Consider the following 26,210-nt stretch of genomic DNA (forward strand, 5'->3'; position numbering starts at 1 on the left):
CCCAGCGCGCACCAGCGTACTGAACTCTGCGTAATCCTGACAGCTACTGCGCGAAAGCGATAGGCATCGTGTCAACGGCCCGCTAGCTTGTGACGGAGGCCACATTTGCCAGTGGCGATGCGAGCAGGAGCGATCGGGAGGTTTGCATGACGGCTAACGGGCAGGCAGTCGCGGTTTCGCCGGCTGATCAGATTCGTGACCGGCTCGACGATCCGACGGTCGCCGCGTCGCTGAACGCCCTGCTCGACCATGCCGACCTGCTCGCTGTCCTGGTCACCGGACTGGACGGTTTCGTCCGGCGCGGCGATCTGATCACCGACTCGCTGACATCGGCGGTCAACGACTTCAAGGGCGTTTCGGTTGCGGGCGTGCTGCCGGGCGCTGAGGCGCTCAAGGGCGTCGACGTCCAGGGGTTGACACAAACCCTTGTGACGCTGTCGAATTCGCTCGTCGTTGCGGCGCCTGCCCTCAATACTCTGCTGCTCCAGGTGGGGCAGGCGGTCGCCGAGGGCAAGGAGGCCGCGGCCGCCGACCCCGGAGGACCAAAGGGCCTATTCGGGCTCTGGAAGGTGACCAAGGACCCTGACGTGGCACGAGGCCTGGGCTTCATGATTCAAGTAGCCCGCGCCTTCGGTCGCCAGGTTGGTCAATAGTGCCCCGCGCTTGTCCGACGCCCCGTCGCACAGTCGTTTCAGCCCAACCCATTTCGGCCGCGCCCTCGGTCGTCCTCTGAGAGGAGTTCGTATATGGCTTCCGTTCTGTGGTTTCAGGGAGGCGCATGTAGTGGCAACACCATGTCGTTTCTCAACGCCGAGGAACCCAACGTCGTCGACCTGATCGTCGACTTCGGCCTGGATCTGATCTGGCATCCGTCACTGGGCCTGGAGCTCGGCGCCAATGCGCAGAAGGTGTTCTGGGACTGCGCCAAGGGTGAACGTCCGCTGGACATCTTCGTCTTCGAGGGCAGCGTCATCGAAGCGCCCAACGGCACCGGCCGGATGGACATCTTCGCCGACCGGCCGATGAAGGATTGGGTCACCGACCTGGCCGCCGCCGCGCAGATCGTCGTCGCGATCGGTGACTGCGCCTGCTGGGGTGGCATCCCCGCGATGGAACCCAATCCGTCGGCATCGACCGGTCTGCAGTTCCACAAGCGGGACAAGGGCGGGTTCCTCGGGCCGGATTTCCGGTCCAAGATGGGCCTTCCGGTGATCAACATCCCGGGCTGCCCCGCGCACCCCGACTGGATCACCCAGATCATCGTCGCGCTGGCCACCGGCCGGGCGGGTGACATCGCCCTCGACGAGCTGCACCGGCCCGAGACGTTCTTCAAGACGTTCACCCAAACTGGTTGCACCCGTGTGCAGTTCTTCGAATACAAGCAATCGACCATGTCCTTCGGCGAGGGCACCCGCACCGGTTGTCTGTTCTACGAGTTCGGCTGCCGCGGACCGATGACGCATTCGCCGTGCAACCGCATCCTGTGGAACCGGCAGTCGTCCAAGACCCGGGCCGGCATGCCCTGCCTAGGCTGCACCGAGCCGGAGTTCCCGCACTTCGACCTGGCGCCCGGGACGCTGTTCAAGACCCAGAAGGTCGGCGGCGTGATCCCCAAGGAAGTGCCGGAGGGATCCGACCACCTGACGTACATGGCACACGCGGCGGCGGCCCGCATCGCCGCACCGCAGTGGTCCAAAGAGGACATGTTCGTCGTCTAGCCGCTGCGAAACCACCAGCCCTGGTTCAGCTTTCACCTTTTGGAGGACTTTCTCATGACCGCGCTCGACCTTTACGTCAGCCCACTGGGCCGTGTCGAGGGTGACCTCGACGTCCGGGTCACCATCGACGACGGTGTCGTCACCTCGGCCTGGACGGAAGCCGCGATGTTCCGCGGCTTCGAGATCATCCTGCGGGGCAAGGACCCGCAGTCCGGTCTCGTCGTCTGTCCCCGCATCTGCGGTATCTGCGGAGGCAGCCATCTATACAAGTCGGCCTATGCCCTGGACACCGCGTGGCGTACCCACATGCCGCCGAACGCCACGTTGATCCGCAACATCGCCCAGGCCTGCGAAACCCTGCAGTCGATCCCGCGCTACTTCTACGCGCTCTTCGCGATCGACCTGACCAACAAGAACTACGCCAAGTCCAAGCTCTACGACGAGGCCGTCCGCCGCTTCGCGCCATACGTCGGCACCAGTTACCAACCTGGCGTTGTGCTTTCGAACAAGCCCGTCGAGGTGTATGCAATCTTCGGCGGACAGTGGCCGCACTCGAGCTTCATGGTCCCCGGCGGTGTGATGTCGGCGCCCACGCTGTCGGACGTCACCCGCTCGATCGCGATCCTGGAGCACTGGAAGGACAACTGGCTCGAGGGCCAGTGGCTGGGGTGCAGCATCGACCGGTGGCTGGAGAACAAGACCTGGGAAGACGTCCTGGCCTGGGTCGATGAGAACGAGTCCCAATACAACAGCGACTGCGGGTTCTTCATCCGCTACGCCCTCGACATCGGCCTCGACAAGTACGGGCAGGGTGTGGGCAATTACATCGCCACCGGCACCTACTTCGACCCGACGCTCTACGAGAACCCCACCATCGAGGGCCGCAACGCGGCGCTGATCGGCCGGGGCGGCATCTATGCCAAGGGCCAGTGGTACGAGTTCGATCAAGCCAACGTCCGCGAGGATGTCACCCACTCGTTCTACGAAGGCAGCACGCCACTGCATCCGTTCGACGGCGAGACCATCCCGGTCGATCCCGAAGCCGGCAAGAAGCAGGGCAAGTACAGCTGGGCGAAGTCGCCGCGCTACACCGTCGGCGACCTGGGCAACATTCCGCTGGAAGCGGGGCCGCTGGCGCGCCGGATCGCGGCCGGCGGACCGAATGCCGGGGCGCACCAGGACAATGATCCGCTGTTCGTGGACATCATGAACAAGATCGGTCCCAGCGTGCTGGTCCGCCAGCTGGCGCGGATGCACGAAGCCCCCAAGTACTACAAGTGGGTCAAGTCCTGGCTCGACCAGCTCGACCTCAAGGAAAGCTTCTACACCAAGCCCACCGAATACGCCGAGGGCAAGGGCTTCGGCTCCACCGAGGCGGCGCGGGGCTCGCTGAGCGACTGGATCGTCCTGGAAGACAACAAGATCAAGAACTACCAGGTGATCACCCCGACCGCGTGGAACATCGGGCCGCGAGACGGCAACGAAGTGCTGGGCCCGATCGAGAAGGCGTTGGTCGGTTCACCGATCGTCGATCCGGGCGATCCCGTCGAACTTGGCCACGTGGCACGCAGCTTCGACTCCTGCCTGGTGTGCACCGTGCACGCCTACGACGGTAAGACAGGCAAGGAGCTCTCGAAGTTCGTCATAAACGGAATGGTGTGATCCCGGCGATCGAGCCTGGGGCGCACGACTCCCGCAGCAACCCAGGCGGTTCCGATATCCAAACCCCTTCGGATATCGGACCGCCTGGGTGTGCGGTTCTGGTGGTGGGCTGCGGCAATCTGCTGCGCGGTGACGACGGGGTTGGACCGGTTCTGGTCCGGCATCTCTGGGAGCGCGGTGTGCCCACCGGGGCTCGCCTGGTCGACGGTGGCACCGCAGGCATGGACGTGGCGTTCCAGATGCGGGGCGCCGAGCGCGTCGTGATAGTCGACGCCTCGGCCACCGGTGCCGCGCCAGGAACCGTCTACCGGGTGCCCGGCGAGGAACTGGCGGATCTGCCACCGCTGCATGGTTTGCACACCCACTCGTTCCGGTGGGATCACGCGATCGCCTTCGCCCGCTGGGTGCTGGCCGATGCGTGTCCGAGCGATATCACCGTGTTCCTTATCGAGGCGGGTGGTGTCGAGCTCGGTGCCGACCTGTCGGAACCGGTCGAGGCCGGGATGGAGCAGGTGATCGAGCTTCTCGAGCGCGACTATCTGGGTCCACTGCGGCCGCAGATCGGCGACGACATCTCGGTGCAGTTCACCGGCGACGGCTATATCCGACTCGATGCGGTGTTGGCGGCCAGCCGATTCCCGTCGGATGCCGTGGCGGCGATGGTGCGTGAGGAAGACCTTTGGTTGATCCCGCTACGCGGACCCCGCAGCGGCGGGCTGCTGCTGAAACAACGCAACCCCGCGGGTGACCGATCCCTGCTGGTTCGCGAGGTGCTCGCAGACCGCCCCGTCACCGGCGATCGTCAGGCATTCTGGGACGATGCACAGCAAGCGTTGCGGATTCCGCTGGGGTCGGCGCGGTGATCCTCATGTGTGAAGAGCCTCGGCCGAAGACCACCCCCCGCAACGACAGCTCCACCGACGAGGCCCTGGACGTGCAGACCGTCGTCGTTGAGGAGCGCGGTCGCTGGGCGGTCGACATCGTGGTGGTCTCCGCCGACGGGGTGGTGCGCAAGCGCATCGACACCCACAACACCAAAGCCCGCGCCGAACTGTCGGCTCGATTGATCAAACGCGCCGCCGAGCGCGATATCCGCGGACCCATCCACGGATGACGGGAGAACAGCTGTGACCACACTTGCCAACACCGAACCCGTCGACACCGAGGTCCTTGCGGTGCGACCACAGCCGCTGGGGGCGTTCCCACTTCCACTGGGTTACATGCTGATTCCCGCAGGGGCCGAAACCGAGGAAGCTCGCGCGGTGCTGCTCACCGGCAACGTACCGCACTGGCCCGCCGCGCTGCGGGCGCATGAGCTCGCCCTGGCCGGCGATCGCGACGGGGCGCTGGCAGCGCTGGACGGTGATGACCCGGTCAGCCGCTACAACCGCTTCGTGATGGACCCGGACGGTGACAATCCCGACGAACTACGCTCGGTCCTGGGCGAATTCGCGGTTCTGGTGGATATTGTGCTGTTCGCCGTCGGCCGCTCGGATGTCGCACCGGAGTTAGGGTCGGCCACCGCCGAGCTCGCGGCTCTGGTGTTATCGACCCAAGCCAGTAGCGCGTTCAACGACGGCGACGCGGCGCGGGCGACCGCGCTGCTCGATCAGGCGGCTGACGACGCGGCGGGTGTATCCAAACCGCTGTGCGGTGTTCTGCTCGGTGCGGCGGCGTCGATCGCCGCGCACGGCGGCCACCCGGACGCCGTGCGGCGGTTCGAGACGGCGCTGAAAGCCCTCGAGGGTGCCGACGGATTACGGGTCACCAGGGCCGAACTTCACCTGAACCTGGCGGGACTTCTGCACGAACAGGCGCCCGACCGGCCTGAGCTGCTGGCAGCCGTTGTGCCGCATTACCATTCGGCGTTGCAGCTGATCCTGCGCGAGGAAGCCCCGCTGCTGTGGGCGTCGGCGCACGCGAATCTGGCGACTGCATATCTCACGATGCCGATGACGGAGGCCTCCGGCCAGCTGCGGTTGGGCATCGCTGCGCAGTCGCTGCGCTCGGCGCTCAAGGTCTACACCCGCGAGGAGTATCCCGAGCAGTGGGCCAGTGTGCAGCTGAACCTGGCGAATTCGCTCGTGTACACACCGTCGAAGCACCAGGCCGACAACCTGGTGGAGGCCGTGGAACTCTACGAAGCGGTCCTCGAGGCCCGCGACCGCGAGAGCGATCCAATGGGCCGGGCGAGGGTGCTGGCCAATCAGGGCAACGTGTTGGCGCACCTGGGTTCTTTCGACCAGGCCAAAGCCAAGCTGTACGAAGCCCGGTTCCTGTTCGAGGAGCTCGGTGACGGCGACTCGGTGCGGACGGTGCGCGGCGTACTCGACGAGATCGCTCGGCAGATCACGCTGGGCAGGACGGACGGCAGCGATGTCGACGACAACTGAGCGACCAGTCGCTGAGCCGACTTTCGAGAACCTCGCCACACGCGTCGACGAGGCCGTCGCCGCGTTGGGCACCTTGGATCCCGCGGCGCGCGAGGTGGCCGAGGAGCTGAAGGCGGCGATCGAGGAGATTCACCGTGCCGGTCTGGTGACGATGGTGCGCCGGATGCGCTCCGACGACTCGGCCCGAGACGTGTTGTTCGAGTTGGTCGACGATCCGACCGTTCATCTGTTGTTGTCGCTGCACGGGATCGTGCGACCCGACCCGGTGACCCACGCCAACCAGGTGCTGGCTTCGGTACGGCCGCAACTGAACAGCCACGGTGGGGATGTGACACTGGTGCGGGTCGACGACGGCACCGCGTTCGTCCGCCTGGAGGGGGCCTGCAACGGTTGTTCGATGTCGTCGGTGACGTTGCGGAACCTCGTCGAAGAGGCTCTGGTGCAGGGAGTTCCGTCGATCGCGGCGGTGGAGGTGTTGCCGAATGAACCGACGCCCACCCTGATTCCGATCGAGGCGCTGCGAATCGGACGCGACCCGGCCGGTGAAGGGTGGGTCAAGGTCGGCCCCGCCGTCGATCTGGCTGTCGACGAACTGTCACCGTTGAGTCTGACCACGGCTACCGGCGAGCACGCCGAGGTGATCGTGGTGAACGCCGGCCAGCGACTGTCGGCCTACCGCAACGAATGTGCGCACGAGGCACTGCCCTTGGACAACGCTGTGCTGGACCTCAGCAGTAACACGTTGACCTGCCCGTGGCATGGATTCTGCTATGACGCGACATCGGGGGAGTGCCTCAGCGCGCCGGGCGCCCAGCTGGAACAGTTGCCGCTGCGTGTCGACGACGGCGTCGTCTGGGTCCGCGTCGGCGGATGAGCCGCTACACCGTTCGGCACAACATCAGCGGTCTCGGCACTCGCGCTGATGTGATTCCGGATGTCGATCTCACCGACGGCTGGTCACCTGCCCTGTGGCTAGGCGCACCCGCACCCGGTGGGCTGGCATTGCCACCGGCGAAACCGTCTATGGCGTGGATGTATTCACCGCGCGGGGTCTATGTCGGCGAGCGGCACGTGGTGGTGGCCGACTCGGGCAATCACCGTGTCCTGATCTGGCACGGACTACCCGAGGACGACGAGCAGCCCGCCGACGTCGTGCTCGGTCAGCCGAACGGTGAGTCGGAAGGCCGCGCGGCGGGCGGCCGCGGCCCGGAACGCGGGATGAACCTGCCGGCCGGCGTCCTGGTGCACGACGGTCGGTTGGTGGTCGCGGACGCCTGGCACCATCGGATTCTGGTGTGGAACACCGTGCCGCAGAGCAGTGACGTGGCACCCGATCTGGTGCTCGGACAGCCCGACGCCGCCTCGGTGACGGAGAACCGTGGTGGTGTTTGTTCGGCCTCGACGCTGTACTGGCCGTTCGGTATCGGCATCATCGGCTCGGCCTTCTGGGTCGCGGACACCGGCAACCGGCGAGTCCTCGGCTGGCGCAACGGCATTCCCGAACCCGATCAGCCCGCCGACGTGGTGCTGGGGCAGCCCGATGCGTCCGCGCGGGAGGAGAATCGGGGTGGTGAGGTCGGTCCGGCCACGTTCCGCTGGCCCCACGACATCACCGGCCACGACGATCTGCTGCTGGTCGCAGACGCCGGTGATCACCGGTTGCTGGGGTGGTCGCCACCGCCGGGCGCCGACCGGGACGCCGATACGGTGCTCGGCCAACCGGACTTCACCAGCGCGCTCGAATGGCCCTACGGGCCACACACATCTGATCGCTTCCGCTTCCCGTATTCGGCGTGCCTGGATGGTGAGCGGTTGGCGGTGGCCGACACCGCCAACAATCGGGTCCTGTTGTGGGACGGACTGCCGATTGACGGGCGGGGTGCTGACCATGTGCTGGCTCAACCGGATTTCAGCTCCAACGGCGAGAACCGCTGGACGTCAGTGCAACGCGACACGCTGTGCTGGCCGTATGGGTTGTCCCTGCGCGGTGACATGCTGGCAATTGCAGATTCCGGCAACAATCGGGTGATGATCTGGCGGCGGACGTGAGACCCCGAATCATCCAGCAGGACGGCCAGATCGGCTTTTACTGGGCGACACCGTCGGGCTCCCCGACCTCGTTGCAGAACCTCGTGGTCGGTGACGAGGAACCCGACCGGTTGGTGGCCACTCATCTCGAGGCACTCGACGATGCGCTGATCATCGCCGCGGGCCGCTTCGGTGAGATTCTCGGTGGCGGTCGGCCACCCGCGGATGCCGAGGAGCGTGACGGCCTGCTCGAGCTTCACCGCACGTTGGACCGGTTGTGTTTCGAATATGCGGCGGCACTGGAGCAGACCGGCTTGGCTGCCGATCTGCGGGCCGGAAAGATCATCGGGACCGCGGCCTTGTTCTCGATCCGCGCACGGCTGCCGCTGGATCTGCTGGGACCCGCGCCGTTCGACGGGGAGCTCGATGATCCGTCGATCGGCGTCATCGGCGGTTTCGGTGAATTCCATTTTCTCGATCAGGACAAGCCGTGGAAGGGCGGCCGCTGGGTGGTGCGCACTGAAGCGGGTCAACGGTTTCCGCTGACGCTGGGGATGTTGTTCTTCGACAGTTCGGGAGTGAACAAGGAGGCCGCCCGCAAGGAGCATCGTGACGCACTGCAGGCGGTGGTGGCGGCGGCCCGTTCACCCGAGGCGGATCCGTTGACGGTGACGTGTGCGGTGGACTGGCTGCTCTACGATTGGCTGATGGCGCATCGAGAGAACGCCGACAGCGCGGAGATCGTGTTCCCGAAAGGGTACGAGGGCGACGCTGCTCTGGTGGTGTCCGCGGCGGCGGCGTCAGTCGCCGCACGGGCGACGTTCGATCCCGGTTTGCTCGGTCTGATCGCATGATCACGGCTCCGGTGGACCCCGCAGAGTTCTTCAGCGCGGAGTGCATCCAGGATCCCTATCCGCTCTACGAGCGACTGCGTTCCACAGGTCCGGTCCATCGGGTCGGTGACTCCGACTTCTATCTTGCCTGCACCTGGCCGGCCATCACTGACGTCGCGGCGCGCCCACAGGATTTCTCCTCGAACCTGACAGCGACAATGACCTACACCACCGAAGGCGGTGTGGCGCCGTTTCCCATGGATGGAGTCGGCGGCACCACCCACATCCTGGTGACTGCCGATGACCCGGTACATGCGGTGCACCGCAAGCTCGTGCTCTCGCAGTTCACAGCCAAACATGTTGCCGCCCTGGGCTCATTGATCGCCGACGTGTTCGAGCACCAATGGTCTACCGGCGTCGTCGACGGCCGCATCGAGTGGATGGACACGGTCGCCAACCGTCTGCCCATGGCGATCGTGGCCCGCCTCATCGGAGTGCCCGAGGTCGATACCGATCGATTGGCGCACTGGGGATACGCGACCACCCAGCTGCTCGACGGCCTCATGTCGGCTGATGAGCTCGCCGCATCGATGACCGCGATCACTGAACTTTCCGGCTACATCGTCGACCAACTCGGCCTGGCGATGGCCGATCCGCACGACGACCTGATCGGCGACCTGGCCAGAGCCTGCCTGGACGGCCAATTGGACGAGTTCACTGCGCAACTCATCCTGGTGTCACTGTTCAGCGCCGGTGGCGAGTCCACGGCGTCGTTGCTCGGCACAGCGGTGTCGCTGTTGGCCGGCAACCCGGATCTGCAAGAGCAGCTTCGCAATAGCCCCGAGTTGCTGGGCAGCTTCATCGAGGAGACGCTCCGGCTGGAGCCGCCATTTCGGGCCCACTACCGTCACGTGCTGCGGGACACCGATCTCTGCGGCGTGGCGATGCCCGCCGATTCCCGGATCTTGTTGTTGTGGGGAGCCGCCAACCGCGATCCGGACCACTTCGAGGCCCCGGATGAATTCCGGCTCGGCCGGCCGAACGCCAAGGGGCATCTGTCATTCGGCAGAGGTGTGCACTTCTGTCTCGGAGCGCCACTGGCACGCCTCGAAGCGACGACAGTCCTGAGCCTGTTGCTCGATCGCACGACCTGGATCGACACCGTCGACGTCGGTCCATGGTTGCCCAGTGTACTTGCGCGGCGGCACACCCATCTCGACCTCGCGGTGCGCTGAGCGAACGAAAGTTACTGGCGGGTACCAAAAATCCCCCTGCGCCTCACCATGCTTCTCCCCCCTAACGGGGGATACCTACGCAGCGGCGAACGGTAGACATACGCCTACCGCTCGGCGTCGTCGGGCGCGGTGCGCGCCGCCAGTGGAGAAGGAGGGCAGGGGATTTGACTCTGTTTCTGCCCATCCTGGTGTTGGGGGTGATTGCGGCTGGGTTTGCGGTGGTGTCGGTGGTGATCGCGCTGGTGGTCGGGCCTCGGCGGTTCAACCGGGCGAAGCTGGAAGCTTACGAGTGCGGGATTGAGCCGGTGGCCGGGGAGCCGGCTGGTCGGCGGTTCCCGATCAAGTATTACCTGACGGCGATGTTGTTCATCGTGTTCGACATCGAGATCGTGTTCTTGTATCCGTGGGCGGTCTCGTTTGATGCGTTGGGGACGTTCGCGCTGGTGGAGATGCTGATCTTCATGGCGACGGTGTTTGTGGCGTACGGGTATGTGTGGCGTCGGGGTGGGCTGGAATGGGATTAGAGGAAGCACTGCCGGGCGGCATCTTGTTGTCGACGGTGGAGAAGGTCGCCGGGTTTGTGCGTAAGGGTTCGTTGTGGCCGGCGACGTTCGGGTTGGCGTGTTGTGCCATTGAGATGATGGCGACGGCGTCGCCGCGGTTTGATATCGCCCGGTTTGGGATGGAGCGGTTTTCGGCCACGCCGCGGCAGGCCGATCTGATGATCGTGGCGGGGCGGGTGAGTCAGAAGATGGCGCCGGTGTTGCGCCAGGTGTATGACCAGATGGCTGAACCGAAGTGGGTGCTGGCGATGGGGGTGTGTGCCTCCAGTGGCGGCATGTTCAACAACTATGCGGTGGTCCAGGGTGTGGATCATGTGGTGCCGGTGGACATCTATCTGCCCGGGTGTCCGCCGCGTCCGGAGATGTTGCTGAACGCGATTTTGGCGTTGCACGCCAAGATCGCCGAGATGCCGTTGGGGGTGCACCGCGCCGAGGCTGTCGCCGCAGCCGAAAAGGCTGCGCTGGCCGCACCGACCACCCTGGAACTCAAAGGGCTGCTGCGGTGAGCGGCGACGTGTCCGGATACGGGCGACTGGTTCGCCGTAAACCCCAGTGGGACAGCACACCGCGGCCCTACGGCGGCTATTTCGACGACGTCGTGGACGAGCTCTCGTTCGCACTAGGCGACGAGTTCAGCTACGCGGTGGAACGCGTTGTCGTCCACGCGGGGCAACTCACCCTGCACGTCACGCGGGGACTGCTTCTCGTGGTCGCCCGCGCGCTGCGGGATGTGCCCGCGTTGCGCTTCGAATTGTGTTGTGGTGTTTCGGGTGTGCACTATCCGCAGGATGTGGGTCGGGAGTTGCATGCGTTCTATCCGTTGATGTCGATCACGCATAATCGGCGGGTTCAGGTGGAGGTGGCGTGTCCGGATGCCGATCCGCATGTGCCGTCACTGTTTTCGGTGTATCCGACGGTTGATTGGCATGAGCGGGAGACCTACGACTTCTTCGGGATCGTGTTCGACGGTCATCCCGGGTTGACGCGTATCGAAATGCCCGACGACTGGGTGGGTCATCCGCAGCGCAAGGACTATCCGCTGGGCGGAGTGCCGGTCGACTACCACGGCGCAAGCGTCGCGCCTCCCGACCAGAGAAGGTCGTACAACTGATGGTCGAAACAACCTTCACAGTCAACGGCAGCGATTGGGATGCCCTCACTTCGGCGGCGGTCGAGGACCGCGCTGAGCGACTTGTGGTGAATATGGGTCCGCAGCATCCGTCGACGCATGGGGTGTTGCGGTTGATCTTGGAGATTGAGGGTGAGACGGTCACCGAGGCCCGGTGTGGGATCGGGTATTTGCACACCGGGATTGAGAAGAACCTGGAGTACCGCACCTGGACCCAGGGTGTGACGTTTGTGACCCGGATGGATTATCTGTCCCCGTTTTTCAACGAGACCGCCTACTGCCTGGGTGTGGAACAACTGTTGGGCATCACCGATGACATCCCGGCTCGGGCCAGTGTGGTGCGGGTGATGATGATGGAACTCAACCGCATCTCCAGTCATTTGGTGGCGTTGGCCACCGGGGGGATGGAGTTGGGGGCGATGACCCCGATGTTCTTCGGCTTCCGCGAACGCGAGCTGATTTTGAGTGTGTTTGAGGCGATTACCGGGTTGCGGATGAACAACGCCTATATCCGCCCGGGCGGGTTGGCCACCGACCTGCCCGACGACGGACCCCAGCGGGTACGGGACCTACTCAAGATTTTGCCGGGCCGGTTACGCGAGCTCGAAGACCTGTTGACCGAGAACTACATTTGGAAGGCCCGCACCCAGGGCATCGGCTACCTGGATTTGACCGGCTGCATGGCGCTCGGGATCACCGGCCCGGTGCTGCGCTCGACCGGGCTGCCGCACGATCTGCGGAAGACTCAACCGTATTGCGGGTATGAGACCTATGACTTCGACGTCATCACCGATGACGGGGCGGACTGTTACGGCCGGTATCTGATCCGGGTCGGTGAAATGCACGAGTCATTGAAGATCGTGGCCCAGTGTGTGGATCGGTTGGAGCCGGGGCCGGTGATGATCAGTGATAAGAAACTCGCCTGGCCCGCCGACCTCGAATTGGGTCCGGACGGGTTGGGGAATTCGCCGGCGCATATCGCCAAGATCATGGGCACCTCGATGGAGGGGTTGATCCACCACTTCAAATTGGTGACCGAAGGGATCCGGGTGCCGGCCGGGCAGGTGTATATCGCGGTGGAATCCCCGCGCGGCGAGTTGGGGGTGCACATGGTCTCCGACGGCGGCACCCGCCCCTATCGGGTGCATTACCGGGATCCGTCGTTCACCAATCTGCAAGCGGTGGCCGCGATGTGTGAGGGCGGCATGGTCGCCGACGTCATCGCCGCCGTCGCCTCCATTGATCCGGTCATGGGAGGTGTCGACCGATGAGCATCGATCTGGTGTTGGGGCCGCGCCCGGACGAACCCGGGCCGCCGATCAGCGGACCGGCCACCTACCCGGGCGAGGTTACCGCCCGGCTGGCCGCCGATGCGGCGGTGATCATGGCCCGCTACCCGCAGGCCCGCTCGGCGCTGCTGCCGCTGCTGCATTTGGTGCAAGCCGAAGACGGCTACCTCACCACCGCCGGAATCGCCTTCTGCGCGGCACAACTGGCCTTGACTGAGGCCGAAGTCGCCGCGGTGGCGACGTTCTACTCGATGTACCGGCGCACCCCCACCGGCGACTATCTGGTCGGGGTGTGCACCAACACCCTGTGCGCCATCATGGGCGGTGACGCCATATTGGACACTTTGGAGACCGAGCTCGGCATTCACGCCGGGGACACCACCGGCGACGGCCGCATCACCTTAGAGCACATCGAGTGCAACGCCGCCTGCGACTACGCCCCGGTGGTCATGATCAACTGGGAATTCTTCGACAACCAAACCCCCACCAGCGCACGACAACTCATCAACGACATCCGCGCCGGCCGCGCACCGCACCCCACTCGGGGCGCGCAGCTGTGCCCCTTCCGCAGCACCGCACGAACATTGGCGGGGCTCGCTCCCGCCGATCGGGACGAGGTCTGAGATGGCGCTAGATCGTGTGCTGACCCGTCACTGGAACGAGCCGCAATCATGGACCCTCACCAATTACCTGCGCCACGACGGCTACCAAGCCCTCGCCAAGGCGCTGACGATGACACCCGTCGAGGTCATCGACACGGTGAAGGAGTCCGGTCTGCGCGGGCGCGGCGGTGCGGGCTTCCCGACCGGTGCCAAGTGGTCGTTCATTCCGCAGGACGATGCCAAGCCGCACTATCTGGTGGTCAACGCTGACGAGTCGGAACCCGGTACGTGCAAGGACGTTCCGCTGATGTATGCGACACCCCACTCCTTGATCGAGGGTGCGATCATCGCGGCCTATGCCATCCGGGCCCGGCACGCCTTCATCTATGTGCGCGGCGAGGTGGTGCCGGTGCTGCGCCGGTTGCAGACCGCGGTGGCCGAGGCCTACGAGGCAGGCTATCTCGGGGAGAACATCCAGGGTTCGGGGTTCGACCTCGATCTGATCGTGCATGCGGGTGCGGGCGCCTATATCTGCGGTGAGGAGACCGCTCTGCTGGATTCGCTGGAGGGTCGGCGTGGCCAACCCCGCCTGCGCCCACCGTTTCCCGCCGAAGCCGGGCTGTACGCCTGCCCGACGGTGGTCAACAACGTCGAATCCATCGCCAGCGTCCCGCCGATCCTGCTGAACGGCGTCGGGTGGTTCACTTCGATGGGCACTGAGAAATCACCGGGGTGCACCATTTACTCGCTGTCGGGGCATGTGACGAAACCGGGTCAGTACGAGGCTCCGCTAGGGATCACGTTGCGTGAGTTGCTGGCACACGCCGGTGGAGTCCGGGCCGGACACGAGCTGAAGTTTTGGACGCCGGGCGGGTCGTCGACTCCACTGCTGACGGCCGAACACCTGGACGTGCCATTGGATTACGAAGGCATGGCGTCGGTCGGTTCGATGCTGGGTACCAAGGCACTGCAGATCTTCGACGAAACCACCTGTGTTGTGCGCGCGGTGCGGCGCTGGACCCAGTTCTACGCCCACGAATCCTGCGGCAAGTGCACACCCTGCCGCGAGGGCACTTACTGGCTCAGCCAGATCTATGCCGACCTCGAGAACGGCTGGGCCACCTATGCGGACCTGCACAACCTGCTCGACATCGCCGACACGCTGAACGGAAAGTCGTTCTGCGCGTTGGGTGATGGGGCGGCTTCGCCGGTGATCTCGTCGATCAGACATTTCCGCGCCGAGTACGAAGAGCACCTCAGCGGTGGCTGTCCGTTCGACCCACGCGCGGCGATGCTCGCCGCGCCGGAGGAGGTGGGAGCCTGATGACGTTGATCGACGTCAACATGATCACGGTCACGATCGACGATGTCGACGTTCGAGTGCCTAAAGGCACGTTGGTGATTCGGGCGGCGGAGTTGATGGGTGTGCAGATCCCGCGGTTCTGCGATCATCCGCTGCTGGATCCGGTGGGGGCGTGCCGGCAGTGTCTTGTCGAGGTGGAGGGCCAGCGCAAGCCGATGGCCAGCTGCACCACCACGGTCACCGACGGCATGGTGGTGCGCACCCAGTTCACCTCCGAGGCCGCCGATAAGGCGCAGCACGGGGTGATGGAACTGCTGTTGATCAACCATCCGTTGGACTGCCCGGTCTGCGACAAGGGCGGTGAATGCCCGCTGCAGAACCAGGCCATGAGCAGTGGACGCACGGAGAGCCGATTCGACAAGGTGAAGCGGACCTATCCGAAGCCGATCAACTTGTCGAGTCAGGTGCTGCTGGATCGGGAGCGGTGTGTGTTGTGTGCCCGTTGCACACGGTTTTCCGAGCAGATCGCCGGGGATCCGTTCATCTCGCTGCTCGAGCGTGGCGCCCTGCAGCAGGTGGGGATCGGCCCGGGTGAGGCGTTCGATTCCTACTTCAGCGGCAACACGGTGCAGATCTGTCCGGTCGGGGCATTGACCGGAACCGCCTACCGGTTCCGGGCCCGCCCCTTCGATTTGGTGTCCAGCCCCAGCGTGTGTGAGCACTGCGCCTCCGGATGCGCCCAGCGCACCGATCACCGCCGCGGCGTGGTGCTGCGCCGGTTGGCCGGTGACGACCCGGAAGTCAACGAGGAATGGAACTGTGACAAGGGTCGTTGGGCCTTCACCTACGCTCGGGTCGGAGACCGCATCACCACCCCGATGATCCGTGAGTCGGGACGCTTGCGTCCGGCGTCGTGGTCGGAAGCCATCGCGGTGGCAGCCGCGGGATTGAGGTCCGGCCGGGCCGGTGTGCTGGTGGGCGGCCGTGCCACCGCCGAGGACGCCTACGCCTACGCCAAGTTTGCACGAATCGCCCTGGACACCAACGACATCGACTTCCGCTCCCGCCCACATTCGGTCGAGGAACAGGAGTTCCTGGCGGCACACGTCGCCGGACGCCGCGACGTGAGCTACGCCGACCTGCAGGCCGCACCGTTGGTGGTCCTGGCCGGGTTCGAACCAGAGGACGAATCCCCAATCGTGTTCCTGCGGCTGCGCAAAGCGGTCCGCAAGCGCGGGCTGCGGATCGTGACGATCGCACCGTTCGCCTCACCGGGATCGGTCAAGCTGGGTGCCAACGTGGTGCTGACCGAACCCGGGCAGGAAGCGGTGACCCTCGGCGGCCTGACCGGCGCGCTACCGCCGGACGCGATCATCCTGGTCGGGGAACGACTGGCCACCAGTCGCGGCGCGTTGTCGGCCGTGACTCGAGTGGCTCAACAGACCGGAGCGCGGCTGGCCTGGATTCCGCGCCGTGCCGGTGATCGTGGTGCCGTGGAAACCGGCTGCTTACCCAATCTCCTGCCCGGTGGCCGGCCCGTCCAGCATGCGCGTGCGCGTGAGCAGGTCGAACGTGTCTGGGGCACAACCGGTTTGCCGGACCGCCCTGGACTGAACCTCAGCGAGATGGTGACCTTGGGAGCCGGTGCCCTGCTCGTCGGCGGGGTGGATCCGGCGGACGTGCCCGACCCGCCCGCCATGCTGGCGGCCATCAAGTCGGCCGGATTCGTCGTCAGTCTGGAGGTCCGGCGAAGCGCGGTGACCGATCGCGCCGACGTCGTGTTCCCGGTCGCGACGGTGGCCGAGAAGACGGGGTCATTCCTGAACTGGGAAGGCCGCCCCAGGTCCTTCGAAGCTGCTCTTTCCACCAGCGACGCGTCCGACCATCGGATCCTGCACAACCTGGCAGCAGCAATGGGTATCGACCTCGGTACACCCGACGCCGCAACGGTTCACGCGGAGATCGGTCGTCTCGGCAGCTGGGATGGCATGCACTCGTCGCTGGCGGACTACCTGCCGACACCACCCGCCGAATGCGCCCAGGGTGAGGCGGTGCTGGCGGGGTGGCGGTTGTTGTTGGATGCCGGCCGGTTACAGGATGGGGAGCCGTTTCTGGCGGGTACGGCGCGGCCGGCGGTGGTGCGGTTGTCGGCGGTGACGGCGGCCGGGATCTGCGCCGCCGAAGGTGATGTGGTGACCGTCTCGACGGATCGGGGCGCGATCAGCCTGCCCCTGGTGGTCACCGAGATGGCCGACGGTGTGGTGTGGCTGCCGATGAACTCACCGGGGAGTGCCGTGCATGAACAGCTCGGAGTGACCGCGGGTGCGGTGGTGCGCATTGAACGGGAGAGGACCGCATGAGCTACCCGGATATGAGTGTGTTCGGCCATGATCCGTGGTGGTTGATTGTGGTCAAGGCGGTCGCGGTCTTCGCCTTCCTGATGCTGACCGTGTTGGTGGCCATCCTGTTGGAGCGCAAGATCCTGGGCCGCATGCAGATGCGGTACGGCCCGAACCGGGTGGGTCCCTTCGGGTTGCTGCAGTCGCTGGCCGACGGCATCAAGCTGGCGCTGAAGGAGGGCTTGGTCCCGGCCGGGGTGGACAAGCCGATTTATCTGATGGCCCCGGTTATTTCGGTGATTCCCGCCTTCATGGCGTTTGCGGTGATCCCGTTGGGTCCGGTGGTGTCGGTGTTGGGTCACCGGACGCCGTTGCAGTTGACCGATCTGCCGGTGGCGGTGCTCCACATTCTGGCGGTCACCTCGATCGGGGTGTACGGCATCGTCCTGGCGGGGTGGGCGTCGGGCTCGACCTACCCGCTGCTGGGCGGTCTGCGATCCAGCGCGCAGGTCATCTCCTACGAGATCGCCATGGCCCTGTCGTTCGCGGCGGTGTTCCTCTACGCCGGCACCATGTCCACCTCCGGGATCGTCGCCGCCCAGGAACACACCTGGTATGTGTTCCTGCTGCTGCCGTCGTTCGCGGTGTACGTCACCTCGATGGTCGGTGAGACCAACCGGGCACCGTTCGACCTGCCCGAGGCCGAAGGTGAACTGGTGGGCGGGTTTCACACCTCAAAGTCAAGTGGCCAGTGCAACGTTCATGCGGCTTGGCTGATGAGAGTGGCCAGGCGTTGGGCTGGGGTGTCGAGGTCGAGGGTGGGTCGGGGTCGGCTGTTGAGTTTGTCTTGGATTCGTTTGAGGTCAGCTTTGGTGTGGCCGCTGAGATCGGTGCCCTTTTCAAACCAGAACCGCAGCAGTCGATTGGTGTTCTCGTTGCTGCCGCGTTGCCAGGGTGAATGCGGGTCGCAGAAATAGACCGGGGCCTGTAGCTGCAGGCTGATGTCCTGCCAGCCGGCCATTTCGCTACCCCGGTCCCAGGTGAGGCTGCGGCGTAGGTGAGCGGGCAGGTCGTTCATCGCCTCGATCATCGCGGTGGCCACCGAATCAGCGGTGTGATCGGCCGGTAGGTGCAGCAGGATGGTGAACCGGGTGCTGCGCTCCACCAACGTCCCGATCGCGCTGGTGCCGCGGCTGCCCAGGATGAGATCGCCTTCCCAGTGCCCAGGCACCGCACGGTCCTCGACGACGGCAGGACGCTGGCTGATGGTGATCACGTCGCTGAACTTCCCGCGGCGTTCGCTGTGGTCACGGGGCTTGCGGGCGGTGCGTTTGGTCGACAGGCACTTATTGAGGTCAGCACGCAGCTGACCGCGGCCCTGGACGTAGAGGCACTGATAGATCGTTTCGTGGCTCACCCGTGCCAGCCTGTCATCGCCGTGATCACGCGCCAACACCTCGGCGATCAGTTTCGGGCTCCACCCGTCATCCATCCAACCCTCGATGGCTCTACACAACGCACGGTCTTCGAGCTTGAAAGCTTTAGGCCGCTTGGCTTTCTGTGCGGCACGGGCGTGAGCCATCAGGGCGTGATAGTCGCCGTCATCGTTGCGGTTTCGGCGGATCTCGCGATAGATCGTCGTGCGGTCACGACCGAGCTTCTCCGCGATCTTGGCCGCACTCAGGCCAGCATCGCGGCCGCGCATGATCTCGACCCGTTCCTCCACACTGAGTCGGTGGCCACGCCCGCCAGGCAGCATCTTGTTGCCCGGTTCGAGCAGACCACGCTGACCGCGTCCGCCGATCTGGATCGTCATGGCCCCAGCCTCACGCCACCACATCGACGCTGCCGTCGTCGACACGCCCATCTGCCGTGCCGTCGGGATCAGCGGCTCGCCTTGGCACACCCGATCAAACAACTCCCGCCGGGTCGACCTCGGATGCGGATAACCACTCGGCACGATGACCTCCACGAATCAACCAATGATGCGTTGACCGTATGAACCTGCCCACCGAGTACTCGTCGCTGAAGTTCGCGATGTTCATGCTCGCCGAATACGTCAACATGACCACCGTCTCGGCCTTGGCGACCACCCTGTTCCTGGGTGGCTGGCATGCCCCGTGGCCGATCAGCCTGATCGACGGCGCCAATACCGGCTGGTGGCCGCTGATCTGGTTCGTGGCCAAGGTGTGGACGTTCATGTTCGTGTTCATGTGGCTTCGCGCCACCTTGCCGCGGTTGCGTTACGACCAGTTCATGGCGCTGGGCTGGAAACTACTCATCCCCGTCTCCCTGGTCTGGATCATGATCGTCGCCGTCCTGCACAGCATCGGCCACAGCGGCCTCGTCGAAAATCTGATCGCCGCTGCGGTGTTGCTGGCCCTTGTCGTTGGCGTTCGGCGCGTGACCCGAGTCCGGCGAACAGGTGGAACCTCTTTGCAGACAGCAGAGTTCGACCCGATGGCCGGTGGATTTCCTGTGCCACCCCTTCCTGGGCAGCGGAACGCCGCGGTGTGGCCGGCCCCGACATACGGAGTGCCGATGCGCAACGGAAAACAGGTACACGAGCAGGTCGCCGTCGCATCGTGGGGGAGCGGAGATGCCTGACTTCCTCGGCGCGGTCAAGGGTTTCGGCGTGACGTTCGGGACGATGTTCAAGCGTCCTATCACCGAGGAGTATCCCGAGAAGCCGGGGCCGGTCGCCCCGCGCTATCACGGCCGCCACCAACTCAACCGTTACGCCGACGGGCTGGAGAAGTGCATCGGCTGCGAGCTGTGCGCCTGGGCCTGCCCCGCCGACGCGATCTACGTCGAGGGTGCGGATAACACCGAGGAGCAACGCTTCTCCCCGGGTGAACGCTACGGGCGGGTCTACCAGATCAACTATCTGCGCTGTATCGGCTGCGGACTGTGTATCGAGGCCTGCCCCACCCGCGCCCTGACGATGACCAACGTCTACGAGATGGCCGACGACAACCGCTCCGACCTCATCTACGGCAAGGACAAACTACTGGCCCCATTGCAACCCGGGATGCAACCACCCCCGCACGCCATGGCACCCGGGGTGACCGACGACGACTACTACCTGGGACACGTGAAGGAATCGACGCGATGACAGCTGTGATGTTCTGGATCCTCGCGCCACTGACACTGGTGGCGGCCGTCGGCGTTGTCGTGAGTCGAAAAGCGGTGTATTCGGCCATGTTCCTCGGCGCGGCGATGATCAACCTTGCGGTGCTGTACGTCGCGCAGGATGCGCTCTTCCTCGGCGTCGTGCAGATCGTGGTCTACACCGGCGCGGTAATGATGCTGTTCCTGTTTGTTCTCATGCTGATCGGTGTCGACTCGGCCGACTCGCTGATCGAGACGCTCCGCGGGCAACGTGTGGCCGCGGCCCTCACTGGCTTGGGGTTCGGCATTCTGCTGATCGCCGGAATCGGCAGCGTGGCGACGTCGGGAGTCACCGGGTTGGCGGAGGCCAATGCGGGCGGCAATGTGCAAGGCCTGGCGACGTTGATCTTCACCCGTGATCTGTGGGCGTTCGAGTTGACCAGTGCGTTGTTGATCACCGCGGCGCTCGGGGCGATGGTGCTGGCGCACCGGGAGCGCTTCGAGCGGCGAAAGACTCAGCGCGAGTTGGTGATCGAGCGCTTCCAAACCGGGGCGCGCGCCACCCCGCTACCCAGCCCGGGTGTGTACGCATTGCACAATGCCGTCAACACCCCGGCGCGACTGCCGGACGGAAGCGACTGCGCGCTCTCGGTGAGCCGAACTCTCACCCGCGATGGCACCGTCTTGTCTCTGCTCGTTACGCGCGATCACGAGAATGACGGCACGCTGAATCAGGAAGTGAGCCAATGACTCCCGATTATTTCCTGTATTTGTCGGCGTTGTTGTTCACGATTGGTGCGGCGGGGGTGTTGTTGCGGCGCAATGCGATCGTGATGTTCATGTGTGTGGAGTTGATGCTCAACGCCGCGAACCTGGCGTTCGTCACCTTCTCCCGCATGCACGGCCACTTGGATGGGCAGGTGGTGGCGTTCTTCACCATGGTGGTCGCCGCCTGCGAAGTCGTGGTTGGCCTGGCGATCATCATGACGATCTTTAGGACCCGACGCTCGGCGAACGTCGACGACGCCCACCTGCTGCGGCACTGATATGCAGACACTGGTGTGGTTGACCATCGCGCTGCCCTTGGCCGGGGCCGTCATCCTGCTGCTGGGCGGTAAAGCGACCAACGCGTGGGGGCATCTGCTGGCGTGTGCGGCGGTGCTCGGCGCCTTCGCCTGCGGCGCGGTGCTGTTCACCCACCTCCTCGGGCTGCCCGGCGGGGACCGCGCGGTGCACGACGTGTTGTTCTCCTGGGTGCCCGTCGGTGTTTTGCGCGTGGACTTCGGTCTGCAACTCGACGCGCTGTCGATGTGTTTCGTGCTGCTGATCACCGGAGTCGGCGCGCTGATCCACATCTATTCGATCGGCTACATGAAGACCGATCCCGGCCGGCGCCGCTTTTTCGCCTACCTCAACCTGTTCGTCGCCGCGATGCTGCTACTCGTGCTCGCCGACAACTACCTCGGCCTCTACATGGGGTGGGAAGGTGTCGGTTTGGCGTCGTATCTGCTGATCGGCTTCTGGTCATACAAACCGTCGGCGGCGACCGCGGCGAAAAAGGCGTTCGTGGTCAACCGGGTCGGTGACATGGGTTTGGCCATCGCGTTGATGGTGCTGTTCGCCACCCTCGGCTCGGTCACCTTCAGCACCGTCTTCGACTCCGTCCCCCAAATGAGTCACGGTGTCCTGACCGCCGTCGGCTTGCTGCTGCTGCTCGGTGCCTGCGGCAAGAGCGCCCAAGTGCCGTTGCAGTCCTGGCTCGGTGACGCCATGGAAGGCCCCACCCCCGTGTCCGCCCTGATCCATGCCGCCACCATGGTCACCGCCGGCGTCTACCTGATCGTCCGCTCCGGGCCGATCTTCAACCACAGCCCGGCCGCCCAGACCGCCGTCGTCACCGTGGGTGCGGTCACCCTGTTATTCGGGGCGATCATCGGCTGCGCCAAAGACGACATCAAAAAGGCCCTGGCCGCCTCCACGATGTCCCAGATCGGCTACATGGTGCTCGCCGCCGGGCTAGGGCCCGCCGGATATGCGGTGGCGATCATGCACCTGCTCACCCACGGCTTCTTCAAAGCCGGACTGTTTCTGGGCGCCGGCTCGGTCATGCACGCCATGGACGACGAAACCGACATGCGCCGCTACGGCGGCCTACGCACCCTGCTGCCCATCACGTTCGTCACCTTCGGGCTGGGCTACCTCGCCATCATCGGTGTGCCGCCGTTCGCCGGCTACTTCTCCAAAGACGCCATCATCGAAACCGCCTTCAACTCCGGCGGACTCGAAGGTTGGCTACTGGGTGGTGCCGCACTGCTGGGTGCCGGGATCACCGCCTTCTACATGACCCGCGTGATGCTGCTCACCTTCTTCGGCCAACGCCGCTGGAAGCCCGACACCCACCCGCACGAATCGCCTGCGTCGATGACCGCGCCGATGATCATCCTGGCGATCGGCTCCGTCGGCGCCGGCGCGCTGCTGGCCATCGGCAGCACCCTGCAACACTGGCTCGAACCCGTCGTCGGCCACCACGAAACCGAACACCTGATCCCCGCCTGGATCATCACCGTCACCGCACTCGGCGTCGTCGCCATCGGCATCGCGGTCGCAGTGCGGATGTATCTCCGCAAGCCCGTCAACCCGATTGCCTCCGAATGGGTTTCAGCCGCGACGGTGGCCGCGCTTAATGATCTGTACGGCGACGCGTTCAACGAAGCCGCCCTCATGCGGCCCGGCCGCGCAGTCACCAGGGGACTGGTTGCTGTCGAGCGGCGGGGGATCGATGCAGCGGTGGACGGTATTGCCGCAGCGGTGGCTCTGGCGTCGAACTCGGTGCGTCGCATGCAAACCGGGTTTGCCCGCTCCTACGCGCTGTCGATCTTTCTGGGTGCCACTCTGGTGGTCGCGATGCTGGTGATGGTGAGGCTGTGATGAATCAGATCCCGTGGCTGAGCCTGCTGTGGCTGATCCCGCTCACCGGTGCCGGCTTGATCGCGATCCTTCCCGCGACGACGGGTCGCTCCGCGAGGTTCACCGGGCTGGCCGTCGCGATCGGTGTCCTTGTCATCGCCATCGTGATCGCGGTGCGGTTCGATCCGGCCGGCGAGCAGTTCCAGTTCGTCGAAAACCATCCGTGGATACCGTCTTTCGGAACCGGATACATCCTTGGCGTCGACGGCATCGCACTGGCCCTGGTGGTACTCACCGCGGTGCTCGTGCCGCTGTTGATCATCGCGGGTTGGCACGATGCCGACGGTCGTTCGCGGTCGGTCAACGCCTATGTCGCGCTCACCCTGGCCGTCGAAGGCATGGTGCTGCTGGCCCTGGTGGCTTTGGACATCCTGCTGTTCTTCATCTTCTTCGAGGCCATGCTGATCCCGATGTATTTCCTCATCGGCGGCTTCGGCGGTGCCGGACGATCCAGGGCCGCGCTGAAGTTCCTGGTCTACAGCCTGTGCGGTGGACTCGCCATGCTTGCCGCGGTCATCGGCCTCTACGTCCTCACCTCGCGCAGCACGGCATTCGACGGCGGAACGTTCGACTACCGCGCCATCGCCGACGCTGTCACCGCGGGAACGTTCACCGTCAATCCCGCTGTCGCTCATGCACTATTCCTCGGTTTCCTGATCGCGTTCGCGGTGAAGGCGCCGTTGTGGCCTTTTCACACCTGGCTACCCGGGGCCGCCGTTCAGGCGACGCCGTCGTCGGCGGTGTTGATGATGGCGGTGATGGACAAGGTCGGCACATTCGGGATGCTGCGTTACTGCCTGCCGCTGTTCCCGGATTCCGCAACATGGTTCCGCCCGGTCGTCATCGCTTTGGCCGTGATCGGCATCGTCTACGGCGCGGTCCTGGCTATCGGCCAGACCGATGTCATGCGGCTGATCGCCTACACCTCGATCAGCCACTTCGGCTTCATCATCCTCGGCATCTTCGCGATGACCAGCCAAGGCCAAGCCGGCTCCACCCTCTACATGGTCAACCACGGAATCTCCACCGCCGCACTGTTCTTGATCGCCGGATTCCTCGTCAGCCGCCGCGGCAGCCGCCTCATCGCCGACTACGGCGGCATCCAGACAGTCGCGCCCATCCTGGCAGGCACCTTCCTCGTCGCCGGCCTGGCCACCCTCGCGCTTCCGGGACTCGCGCCGTTCATCAGTGAATTCCTGGTCCTCATCGGCACATTCACCCGCTACCCCGCCTTCGCCGTCATCGCCTCCGTCGCGCTGGTGCTCTCAGCGGTCTACATACTCTGGCTCTACCAACGGATGATGACCGGCCCGGTCACCCGCGGCAACGACACAGTCCGGGACCTCGGCACACGGGAGCTGCTCGTGGTCACGCCGCTGATCGCACTGCTGATCGGACTCGGGGTCTATCCCAAGATCGCCCTCGACGTCATCAACCCGGCGGTCGCCCACACATTGACCACCGTCGGTGTATCCGACCCGGCACCCGCCGTCGCGGAAGGGGCACACCCATGACTGCACCCAGCGTTGAATACGGCCAGCTCTCACCGATGTTGATCATTCTCGGTGCCGCCGTCGCCGGCGTGCTCATCGAAGCGTTCGCGCCACGCCGACACCGCTACCTACTGCAGCTCTGCGTCAGCTTGGCCGGGCTGGCGACCGGGCTGGTCGCCGTCGTCGCGCTGGCGGGCACCGTCGGTCCCGCTGTCTCCGGCGCGGTCATCTCCGACGGTCCGGCGTCGTTACTTCAGGGTGTCGTGCTGATGGTCGGCCTGGGTTCGATGGCGTTGGTCGCGCAACGTGACGCGCGCGGCGGCTCGGTGTCGTTCACGCCGCAGGCATCGACGGTGCCAGGAAGCGTCGCGGAGATGACGGCGGTGCGCGTCAACACCGTGCAGACCGAGGTGTTCCCGCTGGCCATGTTCTCGGTGGCCGGAATGCTGATCTTCGTTGCCGCGGGGGACCTGCTGACGATGTTCGTGGCGCTGGAGGTGTTCTCGCTTCCGTTGTATCTGATGTGTGGACTGGCCCGACGCCGGCGGCTGCTGTCCCAGGAAGCCGCACTCAAATACTTTCTGCTGGGCGCGTTCTCGTCAGCCTTCTTCCTCTACGGCATCGCGCTGCTGTACGGCTACTCCGGCACCCTGAGCCTGCCCGGCATCGCCCGCGCCGTCGAAACCGGCACCGACAGTGCGCTCGCTCTCGCCGGTACCGCACTGGTGGCCGTCGGCGTGCTGTTCAAGGTCGGTGCGGTGCCGTTCCACTCCTGGATCCCCGACGTCTATCAGGGCGCCCCCACCCCGATCACCGCGTTCATGGCCGCCGCCACCAAGGTCGCCGCCTTCGGGGCCATGCTGCGGATCTTCTACGTCGCACTGCCCGGCCTCGACCATGACTGGCGCCCCGTGCTGTCGCTGATCGCGATGGTGACGATGGTGGCGGGCGCGGTGCTGGCAGTCGGACAGACAGATCTCAAGCGGTTGCTCGGCTATTCGGCCGTGGCACAGGCAGGCTTCATTCTCACCGGCGTCATCGCCGCGGACGGCACCGCACTGTCGGCAACGCTGTTCTATCTGGCGACCTACGCGTTGGCCACCCTGGGTGCCTTCGCCGTGATCGGCCTGGTGCGCAACCACACCGGCACCGAGGAGACGGCGATCGCGAACTGGGCGGGGCTGGGACGGCGGCACCCGCTGACCGCGGTGGTGTTCTCGCTGTTCCTGCTCGCCTTCGCCGGCATCCCGCTCACCAGTGGATTCATCGGCAAGTTCGCGGTGTTCTCTGCGGCAGCGCACGGCGGTCAGCTCCTGCTGGTGCTGGTCGGCGTGATCGCCAGTGCCGTTACCGCTTTCGTCTACGCAAAGGTGGTGGTGATGATGTACGCCGACGACACCCCCATGCAGCCCGCGCGGGTGCACACACCGGATCGATTGACCGGCATCTCCATCGCGACGGCCGCGGGGGTCACAGTGGTGTTCGGAGTTCTGCCCCAGCCACTGCTGGATCTGGCGAATGCCGCCGGGGCTTTCGTGCGCTGAG

General features: G+C 65.1%; 24 protein-coding genes and 2 pseudogenes. 25 read left to right on the forward strand and 1 reads right to left on the reverse strand.

The window, feature by feature from the left end; genetic code table 11:
- The first annotated feature begins 89 nt into the window (after nt 1-89).
- The 18 genes and pseudogenes from K0O64_RS09725 to K0O64_RS09810 form a co-directional block, all read left to right on the forward strand.
- Nucleotides 90-653 (forward strand): helical membrane plugin domain-containing protein, encoded by a 564-nt coding sequence (locus K0O64_RS09725; RefSeq protein WP_225933673.1) that lies wholly within the window; start codon nt 90-92, stop codon nt 651-653.
- Between the two features lie 93 nt (nt 654-746).
- Nucleotides 747-1,718 (forward strand): NADH-quinone oxidoreductase subunit B family protein, encoded by a 972-nt coding sequence (locus tag K0O64_RS09730; protein ID WP_071946465.1) that lies wholly within the window; start codon nt 747-749, stop codon nt 1,716-1,718.
- Nucleotides 1,719-1,772: 54 nt separating this feature from the next.
- Nucleotides 1,773-3,380, forward strand: a complete 1,608-nt coding sequence (locus K0O64_RS09735) for a nickel-dependent hydrogenase large subunit (protein ID WP_220046307.1) — start codon at nt 1,773-1,775, stop codon at nt 3,378-3,380.
- Nucleotides 3,381-3,481: 101 nt separating this feature from the next.
- Nucleotides 3,482-4,243 carry a hydrogenase maturation protease gene (locus K0O64_RS09740; RefSeq protein ID WP_220046497.1) on the forward strand — a complete coding sequence of 254 codons (762 nt, stop codon included), beginning with the start codon at nt 3,482-3,484 and terminating at the stop codon, nt 4,241-4,243.
- Nucleotides 4,244-4,248: 5 nt separating this feature from the next.
- A complete protein-coding gene (locus K0O64_RS09745; RefSeq protein ID WP_220046308.1) occupies nt 4,249-4,494 on the forward strand; it encodes a hypothetical protein in 246 nt (81 codons plus the stop codon).
- A 13-nt stretch (nt 4,495-4,507) separates the two neighbouring features.
- The gene (locus K0O64_RS09750) at nt 4,508-5,773 is read left to right on the forward strand and encodes a tetratricopeptide repeat protein (protein WP_220046309.1); all 1,266 of its coding nucleotides are present in this window, start codon (nt 4,508-4,510) and stop codon (nt 5,771-5,773) included.
- Nucleotides 5,757-6,647 carry a NifU family protein gene (locus K0O64_RS09755; RefSeq protein ID WP_096310979.1) on the forward strand — a complete coding sequence of 297 codons (891 nt, stop codon included), beginning with the start codon at nt 5,757-5,759 and terminating at the stop codon, nt 6,645-6,647. Before K0O64_RS09750 ends, K0O64_RS09755 begins: the two co-directional genes overlap by 17 nt.
- Nucleotides 6,644-7,822, forward strand: a complete 1,179-nt coding sequence (locus tag K0O64_RS09760; RefSeq protein WP_096310980.1) for an NHL repeat-containing protein — start codon at nt 6,644-6,646, stop codon at nt 7,820-7,822. Before K0O64_RS09755 ends, K0O64_RS09760 begins: the two co-directional genes overlap by 4 nt.
- Nucleotides 7,819-8,655 (forward strand): hypothetical protein, encoded by an 837-nt coding sequence (locus tag K0O64_RS09765; RefSeq protein WP_220046310.1) that lies wholly within the window; start codon nt 7,819-7,821, stop codon nt 8,653-8,655. Before K0O64_RS09760 ends, K0O64_RS09765 begins: the two co-directional genes overlap by 4 nt.
- Nucleotides 8,652-9,869, forward strand: coding sequence for a cytochrome P450 (locus K0O64_RS09770; RefSeq protein ID WP_220046311.1), 1,218 nt, complete (start codon nt 8,652-8,654; stop codon nt 9,867-9,869). Before K0O64_RS09765 ends, K0O64_RS09770 begins: the two co-directional genes overlap by 4 nt.
- Nucleotides 9,870-10,033: 164 nt before the next feature.
- Nucleotides 10,034-10,393, forward strand: a complete 360-nt coding sequence (locus K0O64_RS09775) for an NADH-quinone oxidoreductase subunit A (RefSeq protein ID WP_220046312.1) — start codon at nt 10,034-10,036, stop codon at nt 10,391-10,393.
- Nucleotides 10,384-10,938, forward strand: coding sequence for a NuoB/complex I 20 kDa subunit family protein (locus tag K0O64_RS09780; RefSeq protein WP_047329601.1), 555 nt, complete (start codon nt 10,384-10,386; stop codon nt 10,936-10,938). Before K0O64_RS09775 ends, K0O64_RS09780 begins: the two co-directional genes overlap by 10 nt.
- Entirely contained in the window at nt 10,935-11,543 is a 609-nt protein-coding gene (locus K0O64_RS09785) for an NADH-quinone oxidoreductase subunit C (RefSeq protein ID WP_220046313.1), read from the forward strand. Before K0O64_RS09780 ends, K0O64_RS09785 begins: the two co-directional genes overlap by 4 nt.
- A complete protein-coding gene (gene nuoD, locus K0O64_RS09790) occupies nt 11,543-12,832 on the forward strand; it encodes an NADH dehydrogenase (quinone) subunit D (RefSeq protein ID WP_220046314.1) in 1,290 nt (429 codons plus the stop codon). The genes K0O64_RS09785 and nuoD overlap by 1 nt, the downstream gene beginning before the upstream one ends.
- Complete coding sequence (gene nuoE, locus K0O64_RS09795) at nt 12,829-13,473, forward strand: NADH-quinone oxidoreductase subunit NuoE (protein ID WP_220046315.1); 645 nt, start codon at nt 12,829-12,831, stop codon at nt 13,471-13,473. Before nuoD ends, nuoE begins: the two co-directional genes overlap by 4 nt.
- Nucleotide 13,474: 1 nt before the next feature.
- The gene (nuoF, locus tag K0O64_RS09800; protein ID WP_220046316.1) at nt 13,475-14,776 is read left to right on the forward strand and encodes an NADH-quinone oxidoreductase subunit NuoF; all 1,302 of its coding nucleotides are present in this window, start codon (nt 13,475-13,477) and stop codon (nt 14,774-14,776) included.
- A complete protein-coding gene (locus K0O64_RS09805; protein WP_220046317.1) occupies nt 14,776-17,115 on the forward strand; it encodes an NADH-quinone oxidoreductase subunit G in 2,340 nt (779 codons plus the stop codon). Before nuoF ends, K0O64_RS09805 begins: the two co-directional genes overlap by 1 nt.
- Nucleotides 17,112-17,840: pseudogene (locus tag K0O64_RS09810) on the forward strand (NADH-quinone oxidoreductase subunit H); the annotation flags it as partial. The gene K0O64_RS09805 and the pseudogene K0O64_RS09810, both read left to right, overlap by 4 nt.
- A gap of 14 nt (nt 17,841-17,854) precedes the next feature.
- On the opposite strand, the gene K0O64_RS09815 reads toward K0O64_RS09810, so the two are convergent.
- Nucleotides 17,855-19,054, reverse strand: coding sequence for an IS30 family transposase (locus tag K0O64_RS09815; RefSeq protein WP_071949663.1), 1,200 nt, complete (start codon nt 19,052-19,054; stop codon nt 17,855-17,857).
- A gap of 50 nt (nt 19,055-19,104) precedes the next feature.
- Between K0O64_RS09815 and K0O64_RS29880 the strand changes: the two are divergent.
- The 7 genes and pseudogenes from K0O64_RS29880 to nuoN all read left to right on the forward strand — a co-directional run.
- Nucleotides 19,105-19,701, forward strand: a pseudogene (locus K0O64_RS29880) (complex I subunit 1/NuoH family protein); the annotation flags it as partial.
- Nucleotides 19,694-20,209 (forward strand): NADH-quinone oxidoreductase subunit NuoI, encoded by a 516-nt coding sequence (gene nuoI / locus K0O64_RS09825; protein ID WP_071946441.1) that lies wholly within the window; start codon nt 19,694-19,696, stop codon nt 20,207-20,209. The pseudogene K0O64_RS29880 and the gene nuoI, both read left to right, overlap by 8 nt.
- Nucleotides 20,206-20,955: an NADH-quinone oxidoreductase subunit J gene (locus K0O64_RS09830; protein WP_220046318.1), complete on the forward strand. Its 750-nt coding sequence runs from the start codon at nt 20,206-20,208 to the stop codon at nt 20,953-20,955. The genes nuoI and K0O64_RS09830 overlap by 4 nt, the downstream gene beginning before the upstream one ends.
- On the forward strand, nt 20,952-21,251 hold the full coding sequence (gene nuoK, locus K0O64_RS09835; protein ID WP_071946439.1) for an NADH-quinone oxidoreductase subunit NuoK: 300 nt from the start codon (nt 20,952-20,954) through the stop codon (nt 21,249-21,251). The genes K0O64_RS09830 and nuoK overlap by 4 nt, the downstream gene beginning before the upstream one ends.
- A 1-nt stretch (nt 21,252) precedes the next feature.
- Nucleotides 21,253-23,133: an NADH-quinone oxidoreductase subunit L gene (gene nuoL / locus K0O64_RS09840; RefSeq protein ID WP_220046319.1), complete on the forward strand. Its 1,881-nt coding sequence runs from the start codon at nt 21,253-21,255 to the stop codon at nt 23,131-23,133.
- Nucleotides 23,133-24,686, forward strand: a complete 1,554-nt coding sequence (locus K0O64_RS09845; RefSeq protein WP_220046320.1) for an NADH-quinone oxidoreductase subunit M — start codon at nt 23,133-23,135, stop codon at nt 24,684-24,686. The genes nuoL and K0O64_RS09845 overlap by 1 nt, the downstream gene beginning before the upstream one ends.
- A complete protein-coding gene (nuoN, locus tag K0O64_RS09850) occupies nt 24,683-26,209 on the forward strand; it encodes an NADH-quinone oxidoreductase subunit NuoN (RefSeq protein ID WP_220046321.1) in 1,527 nt (508 codons plus the stop codon). Before K0O64_RS09845 ends, nuoN begins: the two co-directional genes overlap by 4 nt.
- Nucleotide 26,210: the final 1 nt, after the last annotated feature.

The organism is Mycolicibacterium pallens, assembly GCF_019456675.1.
Lineage (GTDB): Bacteria > Actinomycetota > Actinomycetes > Mycobacteriales > Mycobacteriaceae > Mycobacterium > Mycobacterium crocinum.